We start from the raw sequence: 16,669 nt of genomic DNA on the forward strand, positions 1-16,669 counted from the left end.
TATGGCTAAATCGAATAACACTAATAAGGAAATGTCTTTCCTTAATCATTTAGAAGAACTAAGATGGTTACTTGTAAGATCAACTGGATTCATTCTTGGAGGTGGTGTGATTGCATTTATTTTTAGCGATTTTATATTTAATAAAGTAATCTTTGCTCCAAAAAGCAAGGATTTTGTTACGTACCAATTCTTTTGTAAAATTGCTCAAAAATTTAATTTAGATCAAAGTTTTTGTAGTCAAGATTTACCTTTCGAAATACAGAATAGAACAATGGATGGGCAGTTTTCTGTTTTAATTTGGACTTGTATTTCAGCAGGATTCATACTTGCAGTTCCATTTATTCTATGGGAGATATGGAAATTCATTAGCCCTGCATTATATCAAAAAGAAAAAAAATACGCTAAAGTCTTTATTGTTATTTCTTCTCTATTATTCTTTTTAGGAGTTGTATTCGGATACTATGTAATTACACCTCTATCTATCAACTTCTTAGCTAACTTAGAAGTCAGTAATATAGTTAAAAATCAAATTGATATAAATTCATATATAGGTCTTGTAAAAACAACCTCTATTGCTTGTGGGTTAGTTTTTGAATTACCTATTATTATCTACTTCTTGTCTGTGATGGATTTAGTTTCTCCTCAATTTTTGAGAGAATATAGAAAGTATGCTATTGTTTTAATCTTAATTGTAGCTGCTATCATTACACCTCCAGACGTAATAAGTCAAATTATAGTTTCTATACCACTATTGATCTTATATGAAGTTAGTATCTATATCTCTAAGTTTGTTCAAAGAGATAAAAAATTAGATACCAATAAAAACACTAACTTGACTAAAACAGAATAATCAACATGAAATTAAGAGCTGATAATTTAATTAAAATCTACAAGAAAAGAAAAGTAGTAAAAGGAATTTCTGTTGAAGTAAATCAAGGAGAAATCGTTGGGTTATTAGGTCCAAATGGAGCTGGAAAAACCACTTCTTTCTATATGATTGTAGGATTGGTAAAACCAAATAGTGGAAATATCTATTTAGATGATACCAAAATCACAGATTTCCCAATGTATAAAAGAGCACAACACGGTATTGGGTACTTAGCACAAGAAGCATCTGTTTTTAGAAAGTTAAGTATTGAAGACAATATCTTAAGTGTTTTACAACTTACAAAATTATCGAAACAAGAGCAAATTGCTAAAATGGAGTCTCTTATTGAAGAATTTAGTTTAGAACATATTAGAACTAACAGAGGAGATTTACTTTCTGGAGGGGAAAGACGTAGAACTGAAATAGCAAGGGCGTTAGCAACTGACCCTAAGTTTATTTTGCTTGACGAACCTTTTGCTGGAGTTGACCCTGTTGCAGTTGAAGACATTCAAAGAATTGTAGCTAAACTTAAAAACAAGAATATCGGTATTTTAATTACTGATCACAATGTTCAGGAAACATTAGCTATTACAGATAAAACATACTTAATGTTTGAAGGAGGAATTCTTAAAGCAGGAATGCCGGAAGAATTAGCAGAAGATGAAATGGTAAGAAAAGTTTATTTAGGACAAAATTTCGAACTTCGTAAAAAGAAACTACATTTTTAATTTTTTTTTACATTCTTTTAACCTATCTAAAATTGACAACGATTACATATAAGTATTCAATTTTACTTAATTATTACACAAACATAAGACCATAAAAAGATTATAAGTAGCGTTTTAAATTAAAAAAAACGATACAATCAATTTACTTTCACTAAGAAAAAGTAAGTTTTGGCAGATAATCTGCTAAAACACTTTTTTTTGACTATTTAGAAACTTTATATTTGCAAAAAAAAATATGAAAAATAAAATTGCATTGAGATTATCTTTCTTATTAGGAGCTATCTTGTTATTAACATCATGTGCTTCAAGAGAAAAACTTGTTTACTACCAAAATGTTGAAGATGTTTTATTGAAAGAAACAAGCGCTACTCATTTCGAAACTAAATTTAGAGCTGATGATTTATTAATGATCATTGTTTCTGCTGAGGACATTCAGGCTGCTGCGCCATTTAACTTAGTTAATACAATGACTACAAACCCTAATAATCCAGCAGGCTCAGGTCAAATGCAACAACAGCTTTATTTGATAGATAGTAATGGTAATATTGAATTTCCTGTTTTAGGGACATTAAAAATAGCAGGTAAAACAAAAGCTGAAGCTATTGAGTTACTAACTAAAGAAATAAGTCAGTACATAAATAATCCTATTATTAACTTGAGAATTATGAACTATAAAGTAACAGTTCAAGGAGAAGTTAATAAACCTGGAGTTCATAATATTACAAGTGAAAGATTAACTCTTACCGAAGCAATCGCTCTTTCTGGAGATATGACTGTTTATGGAAAAAGAAATAATGTTCTTGTAATTAGAGAAATAGATGGAAAAAGAATTCCTATTCGTGTAGATATGACAAAAGCTGACTTCATGAGTTCTCCTTACTACTATCTTAATCAAAATGATATTGTTTACGTAGAACCTAATAAGACAAGAATAAACTCATCTGTTGTTGGTCCTAACTTAAGCTTAGGTTTATCAGCTTTATCTTTATTAGTAACTATTATCGCTTTATCAATTAAATAACAGTATGGAAAACAAATTTGACAATCAAGAAAATGCTAACATCAATATCAGGGAAGAGATAGATAAATTCTTAATTCACTGGAAATGGTTTGTTGTTAGTATTTTTATTACACTTTGTATTGCTTTCGTTTATTTACGTTATAGCGAAAAGATCTATAAAATAAATACTACTATCATTGTAAAAGATGATAAAAGAGGTGGTGGAATAGCTTCAGAAATGGCTGCTTTTGCGGACTTAGGGATGTTTTCAGGAGGAAAAAGTAATGTTGAAAATGAAGTTCAAGTATTGCAATCACGTAGTCTTGCAGAGAAAACTGTTAGACGATTAGCTTTGAACATTGCTTATCTAAATGAAGGAACAGTTGTTACAAGTGAAATGTATGACAATAGTCCTATTCATTTTGATTTTGTAGAACGAGTATTTGACTTCGATAATATTACCTACACTTTCTATGTAAAAAACATTACGAACGATTCTTTCACATTACTTGATAAGGAAAAAAATGAAATTGGTAATTATAAATATGGAGAAGTTGTACATACTATTTTAGGTAAATTGATTGTTACTAAAAATGCTCCTAAACAAACACCAACATTAAAACTATCAACAGAAGAAGATAAGGCTGAAGAAGATGTTAAGGATATTGTAGTACAAATTACTCCTGTTCAAAAAGTAGTTGATTACTATACTAAGCAAGTACAAATTGCACCTACTGATAAATTCTCAACTGTTTTAGACTTATCTATTTTAAACCCTACACCTACAAAAGCAATTGATTATTTAAATAATTTAATTACTATTTATAATGATAATGCTATTGCTGATAAACGCTTTATTTCAGAAAAAACATCTGAATTTATTGACTCACGCTTAGTTTTAATTACTGAAGAATTAGGTGATGTAGAAAAAAGTGTAGAAGGTTATAAAGCGAAAAATAGTATTACTGACATTCCTACTGAATTAAAAATCTACTTAGAGAATGCTAATGTTTATGAAAAACAAATTATTGAAAATGAAACAGAGTTAAAAGTTGTTTCTTCTTTAATTGATTTCTTAAAAAACAGTAAACCAAATGAGTTATTACCTGGGAATATTGTGTCATCTGATCCAAGTTCAAATAGCTTAATTAATCAATACAATCAGCTTGTTTTAGAAAGAAATAAACTTAGTACAAGTTCAACTAAAATAAACCCTGCTTTAGTTAAATTAGAAGATCAGATTAACTCTATGAAAGCTTCTGTACACGAAAGTTTATTGCGTTTACAAAGTTCTCTAAAAATCACTCATAAAGAATTAACAAGTAAAGAAACAGAATTAAGATCTAAATTATCTCAAGTACCTAAACAAGAAAGAGAATTTAGAATTATAGACAGACAACAAAAAGTAAAAGAAGCTATTTACTTGTATCTATTCCAAAAGAGAGAAGAAACAGCAATTGCTTTAGCTGCAACTGATCAAAATGCTAAGATCATTGATAAAGCTAAAAGCTCAGATAAACCTGTTTCTCCTAAAAAAGCTATTATATTATTAGCAGCTTTAATCTTAGGAGGATTAATTCCTTTTGCAATTATTTACTTACGCAATTTACTTGACACAAAAGTTAAAAACAGATTAGATATAGAAGAGAACACAATTGTTCCTTTCTTAGGTGATATACCTCATTCTGATGATAACTCAAAAATTGTTGATATCGCAAGTAGAACAAGTACAGCAGAAGCTTTACGTATTATTAGAACAAACCTTGAGTTTATGCTAAGTGGTGTAAAAGAAGGTGATGCTAAAATGATATTCTTAACATCTACTTTCCCTAAAGAAGGTAAAACGTTTACTTCTGTTAATACAGCTGCAACAATTGCATTGTCAGGAAAAAGGACTTTATTAATAGGTTTAGATTTACGTAATCCACGTTTAGATGATTACATAATGTTGCCAACTAAAGGGGTTTCAGATTACTTGCTTAAAAAAGAAGAAAATATCAATCAATACATTGTTAAGATTGATGGATATGAAAACTTATACGCTTTACCTGCAGGTACTATTCCTCCAAACCCTGCTGAATTACTAATGGGTGACAAAATTGGAGAAATGTTTGCTGAATTAAGAAAGCAATATGATTATATTATTGTAGATACAGCACCAGTAAGCCTTGTAACAGACACATTATTGGTTGCTAAATATGCAGATACATTCATTTACGTAGCAAGAGCAAACTATTTAGATAAGAGAATGTTGAAATTACCTAATGACTTACATAAAGAAGGTAAACTTCCAAATATGTCAATTATCTTAAATGATACTATGACTACTAAAGGTTATGGTGGTTACGGATATGGTTACGGATATGGTTATGGTTATGGCCATGATGTAGAAACAACTCAAACACCTTGGTGGAAAAAATTATTTAAAAAGTAATATAAGAAAAGGTCACTCTAAAAAAGAGTGACCTTTTTCATTAATATGTCAAAATATTATAGCAAATACTACCAAAACAAAAATATAAAAACCTCTGATTATCAAATTGACAATTCTATAGTAATAACCATAGAAACATCAAAGATTATCGTACCTATTTAGTATATTTGCTTAAGAATTTACAAGTTTTCGACCGAAAATATTTAACGATAAAATTGTTTTCATTTAAATACTAAAAAAAATGACACAAAAATCTAAAATCCTTTACACGTTTACTGATGAAGCTCCGATGTTAGCTACGTATTCGTTCTTACCAATTGTTCAAGCTTTTGCAAAAACTGCAAATATAGATGTTGAAACACGCGACATCTCTTTAGCTGGACGTATTTTAGCAACTTTTCCTGAATTCCTAAAAGAAGACCAAAGAATTGGTGACGCTTTAGCTGAATTAGGAGAATTAGCAAAAACACCAGAAGCTAATATTATTAAACTTCCTAATATCTCTGCTTCTATTCCTCAGTTAAATGCTGCAATTAAAGAATTACAAGCAAACGGATATGCTGTACCAAACTATACAGCTGAGCCAAAATCTGATGAAGAAAAAGCTATCAAAGCAAGATTTGCAAAAATATTAGGTTCTGCAGTTAACCCTGTATTACGTGAAGGTAACTCTGACCGTAGAGCTCCAAAAGCAGTTAAAAACTACGCTAAAAAACATCCACACTCAATGGGTGCTTGGTCTGCTGACTCTAAAACAAGAGTAGCTTCTATGCCAGAAGGTGATTTTTACGGTAGTGAAAAATCAGTTACAGTTGCAAATAACTGTAAATACAAAATTGAATTCATCGCTAAAGATGGTTCAGTAAAATTATTAAAAGACTACGCTCCTTTATTAGCTGGAGAAGTTATTGACTCATCAGCTTTAAACGTAAATAAATTAAAAGCATTTGTTTCTGAAATTAAAGAAGAAGCGAAAGCTAAAGGTGTATTATTCTCTACTCACTTAAAAGCAACAATGATGAAGGTTTCTGACCCAATCATTTTTGGTGCTATTGTTGAAGTATTCTTCAAAGAGGTTTACGCTAAATTTGCTGAGTTATTTGCTGAATTAGGAATTATCCCAAATAACGGATTAGGTGACTTATATGCTAAAATTGCAGGTAATGCACAAGAAGCTGAAGTAAAAGCTGCTATTGATGCTGCTATCGCTAACGGACCAGCTATTGCAATGGTAAACTCTGACAAAGGAATCACTAACTTACACGTTCCTTCTGATGTTATTGTTGATGCTTCTATGCCTGCTATGATCCGTACTTCTGGTCAAATGTGGAACAAAGAAGGTAAGCAACAAGATACAATTGCTCTTATCCCAGACCGTTGCTACGCTGGAGTGTACGAAACTGTAATTGAAGACTGTAAAGCTAACGGAGCTTACAATCCTCAAACTATGGGGTCTGTTCCAAACGTTGGTTTAATGGCTCAAAAAGCAGAAGAATACGGTTCTCATGATAAAACTTTCCAAGCTGAAGCAAACGGAATTATCAGAGTTTCTGATGAACATGGAAATATCTTCTTCGAACAAAATGTTGAAGCTGGAGATATCTTCAGAATGTGTCAAACTAAAGACGCTCCTATTCAAGACTGGGTTAAATTAGCAGTAAACCGTGCTCGTTTATCTGAAACACCAGCTATTTTCTGGTTAGACGAAAACAGAGCTCATGATAGAGAAATTATTAAGAAAGTAAATACTTACTTAAAAGATCACGATACAACAGGATTAGATATTCAAATCTTATCTCCAATTGAAGCTACTAAAGTTTCTGTTGAAAGAATCCGTAAAGGTTTAGATACTATTTCTGTAACAGGAAACGTATTACGTGACTACTTAACTGACTTATTCCCTATTTTAGAAGTTGGTACTTCTGCTAAAATGTTATCTATCGTTCCTTTAATGAATGGTGGTGGTTTATTTGAAACTGGTGCAGGTGGTTCAGCTCCTAAACACATTGAGCAATTCATTGAAGAAGGATACTTACGTTGGGATTCATTAGGAGAATTTTTAGCATTAGGTGCTTCTTTTGAACACTTAAGCCAAACATTAAATAATCCTAAAGCAATGGTTTTAGCTGAAACATTAGATGAAGCTACTGCTAAGTTCTTAGATAATGATAAATCTCCAGCTCGTAGAGTAGGGTCAATTGACAATAGAGGTTCTCATTTCTACTTAGCTATGTATTGGGCTGAAGCTTTAGCAAACCAAGATAAAGATGTAGAATTAAAAGCTAAGTTTGCTCCTATTGCTAAAGCAATGGCTGAAAACGAAGCTAAGATTAACGAAGAGTTAATTGCTGCACAAGGAAATGCACAACCTATTGGTGGTTATTACCAACCTCAAGTTGAAGCTACTTCTAAAGCAATGCGTCCAAGTAATACTTTAAACACTATCGTTGATAGTATTGCTTAATTAGCATTTATAATATATATAAAAAGGCGACTAATAAATATTAGTCGCCTTTTCTATTTTATTAAAACACCTACTAAAAGTGCTTTCTATTTATTTAAAAGTTCTACAGCGTGATTTAGTGCTGATTCTGTAATATCTTTTCCTGACAACATCTGAGCTATTTCCTTAACTCTCTCTTCATAATTAAGCAATACTAATTGTGAAGTAGTCGTGTCATCATTAGATGTCTTAAACACTTTAAAATGCTGTTTACCTTTAGCAGCAATTTGAGGTAAATGGGTTATTGCTAAAACTTGCATACTATTTCCCATTCTCTTCATAATTTCGCCCATCTTATCTGCTACTTCTCCTGATACACCCGTATCAATCTCATCAAATATAATGGTAGGCAAATTAGAGTAACTTGCTAAAATCGCTTTAATAGCTAACATAATACGAGACAATTCCCCACCTGAAGCAACTTTTTTCAACAAGCCAAAGTCCATTCCCTTATTAGCCGAAAACAATAATTGAATCTCATCTTTACCATTGTGATAATAATGGGAAGTTTCCTTAATATCAAATTTAAAATTCGCATTAGGCATTCCTACCAAATTCAATATCTCTAAAATCTGCTCTTGTAATACAGGCACAGCTTTTAATCTTGCTGTTGATAATTGTGATCCTAAATCATTTAAAATACTCTCATATTTTAAAATACTCTTTTCTGTTTCTACAATTTTATCATCTATCCCGGTAGCTAAAAAAGCTTTATCACTTAATTCCTTTTCTATTTCTAACAATTCAGCAACAGTATTTACCTGATGCTTCTTCTGTAAAGAATACAACAATTGCAATCTTTCATTAATCAGATTTAATTGTTCAGGATCAGCTAAAACATTTTCTAATTGACTTTCTATTTCACTTGCAATATCAGCAACCTCAATTTCTACACTCGCAACTCTATTATACAGTTCTTCAAAATCCTTTGAAAAAGAAGCTGTTTTTTGCAACAGATTACGAACGTCTTTTAAACCAGAAATAATCCCTACTTGATCATCTGTTAAATGACTAATTGACTGACCAAAATTTTCACGTACAAATTCAACATTGTTTAACTTCTCATATTCTTCTTCAAGTTCTTCTTGATTGATATGGGCTAAATTAGCAGCCTCTAATTCCTCTAATAAAAAAGTATTATAATCATGCTCTTTTATCAAATCTGCTTGCTGTTTAAGCAACTGCTTTAAACTCGATTGTAAACCTTTGTAAATTTTTAAATTACTCTGATACTTATCAAGAAGTTTAAAATTTCCTGCAACAGCATCTAAAATTTGTATTTGATAAGTTTCATCAGACAATTCATGTGTTTGATGTTGTGAATGTATATCAATTAGATATCCACTTAATTCTTGTAGAGTACCTAAGTTGACAGGAGTGTCATTAACAAAAGCACGAGACTTTCCAGAAGGAGAAATCTCTCTTCTTATAATTGTCATTCCTTCATAATCAAGCTCCAATTGCTCAAATAACTCATGTAATTTATAAGGCTCTACTGTGAAATACCCTTCTATAATACACTTTTCTTCCTTATCTTTTAAAGATGATAAGTCTGCTCTTTTTCCTTGTAATAAACCTAACGCCCCTAATAAAATAGACTTTCCGGCACCGGTTTCTCCAGTAATTATAGAGAACCCATCTGAAAAATCGATATTAAGCGATTCTATTAAAGCAAAATTCTTTATGGTTAATGATGTAAGCATATATTATATAACGCTTTAAAACTATAAACTATTCCATTTAGAAGAACTCAACGGAGCTATTCTATTAAGCACTTCAATTACTCTCTTCTTATTTTTATCTGTAACACCTGAATAAACATTAACTAACTCATCGCTTTTAGCATCTAAAAAAACGCGTATTAAAAATGAATTAGGCTTAGACTTATGTATTTTTTCTAATTCTAACAACGCATTATAAATCCCTTCACGACCTTGTTCTACATTACTTGTCATAATATCCATTCCCATACGATGATATGTATACAAAGCATCTCTAAAAGGCAAGCCTGTTCCTGCTACAATATCATTTATCAAATAATACCTATTATTTGTCCCATCTGCTTGTTTCCACCCTCTATAACCTGATTGTTGCGCAATTGAATTTATAGATGAAGCAGCTTGAAAATAGTTACTTCCACCTCCTTTTGAAAATGTTTCATTATCTAATCCTATAATCACATTAACATAATACGCTATCAATGAAGTTAAATTAGAATCAAATGAATTCGTATTATAATATAACGGTTCAAACTCAATATAATTGAATGTTATATCCTTGTCGTTAAAACTAAAAACTGTTGATGAATAAGTTGAATTATAAATAGGACGAGAAGATTGCACCTGCAGTGAGCCAGAAACTGTATTATTCCCGTATGTATTTACAGTTAGGAAAAAAGAACAATCTATTCTTTCCGAAGGTGCAAACTTTTTAGAAGTCCAACTCGTATTATTTATAAACTCTTTAAGAGATTTTTCTAATGTTTTGAAGTAAGCTTGATTACTATTACCTACTTGACTGTGATTAACTGTTACATTCGCATTTAACTCTTGTCCGTAGTTAATGCAAACTGTAAAAAATAAACCGACAAGCCAAATAAGTTTATGCATAATGATCAATTATTTTTTGTACAATATCTATTGCTACTTCTTCTTTCAATTTTAACTCCATAGGTTCTAAGTTAAAATCTTTATCGATAAAGGTAACTTTATTTGTTGGTTTACCAAAACCTGCCCCCTTATCATTTAAAGAATTTAGTACAATTAAATCTAAATTCTTTTTAACTATTTTTTGCTTAGCATGTTCCACCTCATTCTGTGTCTCTAAAGCAAAACCAACCAAGAATTGTTTCTTTTTAATTGCCCCTAAAGAAGCAAGAATATCCGGATTCTTATCCATTTCGATAACAAACTCTTCGCTATTCTTTTTGATTTTTTGATCTGCAACATGTTTAGGTCGATAATCAGCAACTGCAGCAGCTGCAACTACAGCATCAACAGATTCAAAATACTCGTGACAAGCTGCATACATCTCCTTAGCTGAAAGGATACTAATCACTTTCACTAATGGATGACTAATCTTTTGATTCGTTGGTCCAGACACTAAAACAACCTCTGCTCCTTTTGTGGCAGCTTCCATTGCAATATCAAACCCCATTTTTCCAGAAGAATGATTTCCAATAAAACGCACTGGGTCTATCGGTTCATATGTTGGTCCTGCAGTAATTAGAATTTTCTTACCCCTTAAAGGCAATGAAGTATTAAAATGTGCATCAATAAAATCAAGAATATGTTCTGGTTCTGCCATCCTCCCCTTACCTACTAATCCACTCGCAAGTTCTCCTTCTTCTGCAGGTATAATAATATTACCATAAGACGTTAATAGATTTATATTTCTATCCGTAGATGGATGAACATACATATCTAAGTCCATAGCAGGAGCAACAAATACAGGGCATTTAGCAGATAAATAAATAGCCATTAATAGATTATCACAAATACCATTAGCCATTTTAGCTAACGTATTTGCAGTAGCGGGAGCTATGATCATAAAATCAGCCCAAAGCGCTAAATCTACGTGGTTATTCCATGTTCCTCCTTCATCACCAGCATTGAAGAATTTAGTATATACTGGCTTTTTTGATAAAGTAGATAAAGTAAAAGGAGTCACAAATTGATGAGAAGCAGGTGTCATAATAACTTGTATCTCTGCACCTGCTTTTATAAGTAAACGTACTAAAGCTGCCGTCTTATAAGCGGCAATTCCACCAGTAACACCCAGTAATATTTTCTTTCCGCTTAACACTGACATTCGCTAAGTATTTATTATTTTACAACTTCTTTGTAAGAAACTCTGTCCTCTAACCATTCTTCAACAGCTAAAGCGTGAGCTTTAGGTAACTTTTCGTAAAACTTAGAAACCTCAATTTGTTCTTTATTTTCAAAAACTTCATCTAAACTATCATTAGTTGTAGCGAACTCTTCCAACTTGTGAACCAATTCATTCTTGATTTCTGTATTGATTTGGTTGGCTCTCTTTGCAATAATAGTAATAGCCTCATAAATATTTCCTGTAGGCTGCTCAATCTTATTTTTGTTATAAGTAATTGTGTTAACCGGAGCACTTGTTTTCTTTAAATCCATCTCTTTCGCTTAAGTTATTTTGAAAATTTTGCTAATTCTTTATTTACATTTTTAATCATATCATCTGCCTTATCCTTATACTTTGTTTCAGCATTAAAACGTATAAGGGTTTCGTACATTGATTTTGCCGTATTTAAACGATCTTCAACCTTTGATGCAACACTGTTCATTGCTAATTTGTACGCAGAATCAAATTTATAGTACAAAGCATCTTCTTTAAACTTTGTACCTGGGTAATCATATATAAAATTATCTAATGCTATAATTGCAGCACCATAATTTCTTGTCCACTCTCCGATTGTATTCAACTGCTTCGCATTTTCAAAAGCCTTTTGCTCTAACTTTTGATTCATATCAGACATAATACTATTTGCTTCGAATACAAAGTTTGACGCAGGATACTGATCTATAAAAGACTGTAACTTCTCTATTGTTGCATAAGTAACGTGTTGATCTAATGAATAAACAGGTGATAACTGAACCCCTGATTTAATCTCTTTCAACAAAGCTTCTTCTCTTTTTTCACTTCTTGGATACACAGCTGCAAAACTTTTAAATCTTTGTCCTGCTAAAATGTAATCTTTTGTTTGATAAGTCGCCTCTGCAAAGTTGTAATACATCTCCTCTGCTTTTGGATTTGCACGATACACATTTTCCAATTGTTCATACAAACGAATAGCGCTTCTATATTTTTTCTTCTCAAAAAATTGATTAGCTACTTCTTTCTTATATTCATAATCTTCTGATTTTAATGCCTTTTGCATAGGCCCACAGCTCGCAAAAGAAAGTATTAAAATAGATACACCAATATATTTTTTCATATATGTTTTTCGTTGTTTTAAACAATAGCATTTCCAAGATAGTCCTGTCAAAGCAAATGCAAATTTAAATTAATAATTGCATTATACAAAAACCTTTTTATACTAAAAAGAAAAGATGTCAAAAAAGACATCTTTTCTCTTAATTCATTATAAATTAAACGCTTAATTTACTGGATTAGTATTTGCTTCTTGGTTAAAATTCTTGATATCATTATCAAATAAATATAACCCTCCTTTATCATCTCCAATAAGATTAATCTTATCTAAGATTGTACGCGCTGTTGCTTCTTCCTCTATTTGTTCTGCTACATACCATTGTAAAAAGTTATGTGTAGCATAATCGCGATCTTCTAATGCAATATGTACTAATTCGTTAATACTTTTAGATACAAATACCTCGTGATCAAATAATTGTTTAAACAATCCTTTAATAGAAGTATGATCTAAAGTTGGTTTTGTAATAGCAGGAATAACTGCTTCTCCACCTCTTTGATTCACATACTTAACTAATTTAAGCATATGTTGGCGTTCTTCATCTGACTGAGCAAACATAAAAGTTGCAATACCTTCAAAACCTTGAATTTCAGCCCAAGAAGCCATATCTAAATAAATTTGAGAAGAATCTCCTTCTAACTTTATCTGCTCATTTAAAGCATTTTGCAATTTTTCTGATAACATACTTTTTTATTTTACTATTTTACTATACTCTTTTTCTATTCTTGAAGTTAAATCATTATCTACATTAACCAAAGGTAATCTTACACAATGATCTGTAACATTGGCTAACTTCAAGATCTCTTTGATACCCCCTGGATTTCCTTGTTCAAAAATCATATCTATAATAGGCATCAATTGGTATTGAAGAGCGAAAGCTTCTTTCACTTCCCCTTTCAATCCTAAACGTATCATATCTGTAAATTGTTGTGGTAACCCTTGTCCAATTACAGAAATAACTCCTGCTCCACCTGCTAATACTAATGGTAAAGCTATTGCATCATCACCAGAAATCACTAAGAAATCTTTACGTGTTGATTGTCTAATTAATTCCATTCCTTGTACCATACTACCCGCAGCTTCTTTAATTCCGATGATATTGTCGAAATCATTTGCTAAGCGAATCACTGTACTTGGATTCATATTACTTCCTGTTCTACCAGGTACATTATATAATATAATCGGCAATGGACTATTTAAGGCAATTTGTTTAAAATGCTGATAAATTCCCTCTTGCGTTGGTTTATTATAATATGGAGACACTGATAATATAGCATCAAAACCCTCTAAGTTTTCCTCCGTTAATTCTTCCAATACTCCTTGAGTGCAGTTGCCGCCTACACCTAACACTAAAGGCAATCTCTTGTTATTAACTTGCTTTATGGTACGCTTGACTAATTGTTTCTCTTCCTTACTCAATGTTGCTGATTCTCCTGTAGTTCCTAATACCACAAGATATTCAACTCCTCCTGAAATTGTGTATTCTACCAATCTCTGTAATGCTTCTACATCTACAGAGAAATCGCTTTTGAATGGCGTTACTAATGCCACTCCCGTACCAATAAGTGATTGCATAGTTTTAATGTATTAATTATTTTTTAAAAACTTTAATGTATTTGAATAAGTTGTCGATATAACTCTTAACATTCAAATCAGAAACCTCTAAACAAAAATGGTTCCCCTTTGTATTAACAGACGAAATACCAACCTTAAATTTTGCAAGGGACTTTGCAGTCACCCACAATAATGGCGCACTATCACTTGTGTAATAACTAATCAAAAGATCGTAATCTGCTCCTATAAAATCTAACACTTCTTTTTTATCTGTACTTCCAGACATAGTAAAGTCTTTTATTTTAAAGAAATTCTCATCTCCTTTTGATTCTTTGTTATCATTTGAATAAACAAGAAACTGTACTTGACTTTGCTTAACACCTTTCGTGTTCAAAGCCTCCAGCAATTCCGAAAGCATTGTCGAATCTGCCTTTTCAACTACAATACCTATCTTTTTAAATTCGTATTTAAAATCCGTAGGTACTGGCGTTAATTTAGCACTCTCAACACTTTTTCGTATTGCTCTTTTCTTCAAAGTGTTAAACCACATATAAGCTCCAATTTTTGTAAAGTTAATCAAATCAACAATTAAGATTGCCTATTTTTAACAAGGTTTTATTGAATCAAAGCTAAAAAGTCGTCTTCTGACAAGATTGTAACTCCTAATTTATTTGCTTTTTCTAATTTTGAAGGTCCCATTTTATCACCAGCTACAACATAACTTGTCTTTGATGTAATTGAACTTCCATTTTTTCCTCCGTGATCTTCGATAGCTTGTTTTATTTCATCACGAGACATTTTAGAAAACACACCAGAAACAACCAATGTTTTTCCTTCTAATACATTAGAGACTACCGTAGATTCTTTCTCCTCTAAAACAAATTGTACACCATAGCTCTTCAATCTATTAATAATCTCTTTATTAATTGAACTACTGAAAAAGTCGATTACACTTTGAGCAATACGCTCTCCAATCTCATCAACCATAATCAATTCCATCAAAGGAGCTTCTGCTAAGGCATCAATATTCTTATAGTGATTTGCTAATTTTTTAGCAACGGTTTCTCCCACATAACGAATTCCTAATCCATATAAAACACGTTCGAAAGGAATCGATTTAGAAGCTTCAATTCCCTTCAACAAATTATCAGCAGATTTCTCTGCCATTCGGTCTAAAGGTAAAATATCTTCTTTCTTTAATTCGTACAAATCAGCATAACTCTCTATTAGTCCACTTTTGTACAACAACATCACTGTTTCCTCTCCTAATCCGTCAATATCCATTGCTTTTCGAGAAATGTAATGTTGTATTCTTCCTGCAATTTGAGGAGGACAACCATATACATTTGAACAATAATGCTGTGCTTCTCCTTCGTTTCGCTTCAGTTTTGTTCCGCATTCAGGACATTCCTTGATATAAATAGTACGTTCAGAATCAGCAGAACGAGCTTCTAAATTCACACCTACTATCTTAGGAATAATCTCTCCTCCTTTTTCTACATAAACCGAATCATTTACGCGAATATCAAGTTTAGCAATCTGATCTGCATTGTGTAATGACGCGCGCTTTACTATCGTTCCTGCCAATTGTACAGGCTCTAAATTAGCTACCGGAGTAATTGCTCCTGTACGCCCAACTTGATACGAAATAGAGTTTAAAACAGTCTCTACTTGTTCTGCTTTAAACTTATAAGCAATTGCCCAACGAGGTGCTTTTGCTGTATAGCCTAATTCTTCTTGATAATGAATTGAATTTACCTTAATAACTACTCCATCTGTCTCATACGGCAAAGTATGACGGTGTTCATCCCAATATGAGATAAACTCCAATACTTCTTCCATATTTTTTGCTAACTTAGAAATAGTAGGAACCTTGAACCCCCAATCGCGAGCCTTATCTAAACTCTCATATTGTGTTTCAATTCCCAAATCACTTCCTATAACATAGTATAACAAACATTCTAAAGGACGTTTTGCTACTTCAGCACTATCTTGTAATTTCAAACTACCAGATGCTGTATTTCGAGGATTAGAATAAGGTGCTTCCCCTATTTCAATCAACTCTTGATTCATCTTCTCAAAGCCTGCTAAAGGCAAAACAATCTCTCCTCTGATATCGAATAATTCAGGATAATCTCCATTTAAACGAATCGGAACTGACTTAATCGTACGAATATTACTTGTTACATCGTCTCCTTGAATTCCATCTCCACGAGTAACAGCTCTTTTTAGCACACCATTTTCGTAGGTAATACTAATCGAAGCACCATCATATTTTAACTCACAGGTATATTGAATTGGCACATCACCTAACATTTTCTGAACGCGCTGTTCCCATTCTATCAAATCTTCTTTTGAATAAGAATTATCCAAAGAATACATACGATGACTGTGAACTACTGTTTCAAAATTTTTAGTTACAGCTCCACCTACTCGTTGTGTAGGTGAATCAATATCGAAAAATTCAGGATGAGCTGTTTCCAACTTAACTAATTCAGCTAATTTTTGGTCAAACTCAAAATCAGAAATTGTTGGATTGTCCAACACATAATAATTATAATTATGTTGATTTAGCTCTTTTCTTAAAGCTTCTATTTGCGTTTTTACTTCCATACAGTAAACAAC

14 protein-coding genes are annotated in these 16,669 nt (G+C 31.9%); 5 read left to right on the forward strand and 9 right to left on the reverse strand.

The features are described from left to right. Position 1: 1 nt before the first annotated feature. The 5 genes from tatC (at position 2) to GQS07_RS01165 (ending at position 7,494) form a co-directional block, all read left to right on the forward strand. A complete protein-coding gene (gene tatC, locus GQS07_RS01145; RefSeq protein ID WP_199269103.1) occupies positions 2-850 on the forward strand; it encodes a twin-arginine translocase subunit TatC in 849 nt (282 codons plus the stop codon). 5 nt (positions 851-855) lie between these two features. Next, a complete protein-coding gene (gene lptB, locus GQS07_RS01150; protein WP_158209274.1) occupies positions 856-1,596 on the forward strand; it encodes an LPS export ABC transporter ATP-binding protein in 741 nt (246 codons plus the stop codon). 235 nt (positions 1,597-1,831) lie between these two features. Then, the gene (locus GQS07_RS01155) at positions 1,832-2,617 is read left to right on the forward strand and encodes a polysaccharide biosynthesis/export family protein (protein WP_158209275.1); all 786 of its coding nucleotides are present in this window, start codon (positions 1,832-1,834) and stop codon (positions 2,615-2,617) included. A 4-nt stretch (positions 2,618-2,621) separates the two neighbouring features. Further along, positions 2,622-5,030 (forward strand): GumC family protein, encoded by a 2,409-nt coding sequence (locus GQS07_RS01160; RefSeq protein WP_158209276.1) that lies wholly within the window; start codon positions 2,622-2,624, stop codon positions 5,028-5,030. Positions 5,031-5,271: 241 nt separating this feature from the next. Then, positions 5,272-7,494: an NADP-dependent isocitrate dehydrogenase gene (locus tag GQS07_RS01165; protein ID WP_158209277.1), complete on the forward strand. Its 2,223-nt coding sequence runs from the start codon at positions 5,272-5,274 to the stop codon at positions 7,492-7,494. Positions 7,495-7,580: 86 nt separating this feature from the next. Here the strand turns inward: GQS07_RS01165 and recN are convergent, their stop codons facing one another. The 9 genes from recN to ligA form a co-directional block, all read right to left on the reverse strand. Then, a complete protein-coding gene (recN, locus tag GQS07_RS01170; protein WP_158209278.1) occupies positions 7,581-9,236 on the reverse strand; it encodes a DNA repair protein RecN in 1,656 nt (551 codons plus the stop codon). 21 nt (positions 9,237-9,257) lie between these two features. Continuing rightward, positions 9,258-10,142, reverse strand: coding sequence for a DUF4835 family protein (locus GQS07_RS01175; protein ID WP_158209279.1), 885 nt, complete (start codon positions 10,140-10,142; stop codon positions 9,258-9,260). Continuing rightward, on the reverse strand, positions 10,135-11,343 hold the full coding sequence (coaBC, locus tag GQS07_RS01180) for a bifunctional phosphopantothenoylcysteine decarboxylase/phosphopantothenate--cysteine ligase CoaBC (protein WP_158209280.1): 1,209 nt from the start codon (positions 11,341-11,343) through the stop codon (positions 10,135-10,137). The genes GQS07_RS01175 and coaBC overlap by 8 nt, the downstream gene beginning before the upstream one ends. A 14-nt stretch (positions 11,344-11,357) precedes the next feature. After that, the gene (locus GQS07_RS01185; protein ID WP_090410122.1) at positions 11,358-11,675 is read right to left on the reverse strand and encodes a DNA-directed RNA polymerase subunit omega; all 318 of its coding nucleotides are present in this window, start codon (positions 11,673-11,675) and stop codon (positions 11,358-11,360) included. Between the two features lie 14 nt (positions 11,676-11,689). Further along, positions 11,690-12,496 carry an outer membrane protein assembly factor BamD gene (locus GQS07_RS01190; protein WP_158209281.1) on the reverse strand — a complete coding sequence of 269 codons (807 nt, stop codon included), beginning with the start codon at positions 12,494-12,496 and terminating at the stop codon, positions 11,690-11,692. A 162-nt stretch (positions 12,497-12,658) separates the two neighbouring features. Then, positions 12,659-13,174 (reverse strand): ferritin, encoded by a 516-nt coding sequence (locus tag GQS07_RS01195; protein ID WP_158209282.1) that lies wholly within the window; start codon positions 13,172-13,174, stop codon positions 12,659-12,661. A 6-nt stretch (positions 13,175-13,180) separates the two neighbouring features. Then, entirely contained in the window at positions 13,181-14,065 is an 885-nt protein-coding gene (dapA, locus tag GQS07_RS01200; protein ID WP_158209283.1) for a 4-hydroxy-tetrahydrodipicolinate synthase, read from the reverse strand. Positions 14,066-14,081: 16 nt separating this feature from the next. Further along, on the reverse strand, positions 14,082-14,594 hold the full coding sequence (locus GQS07_RS01205; protein WP_158209284.1) for a DUF6913 domain-containing protein: 513 nt from the start codon (positions 14,592-14,594) through the stop codon (positions 14,082-14,084). Between the two features lie 65 nt (positions 14,595-14,659). Beyond that, positions 14,660-16,657 carry an NAD-dependent DNA ligase LigA gene (gene ligA, locus GQS07_RS01210; RefSeq protein ID WP_158209285.1) on the reverse strand — a complete coding sequence of 666 codons (1,998 nt, stop codon included), beginning with the start codon at positions 16,655-16,657 and terminating at the stop codon, positions 14,660-14,662. Positions 16,658-16,669: the final 12 nt, after the last annotated feature.

The organism is Myroides phaeus (assembly GCF_009799805.1).
GTDB classification, from domain to species: Bacteria; Bacteroidota; Bacteroidia; order Flavobacteriales; family Flavobacteriaceae; genus Flavobacterium; species Flavobacterium phaeum_A.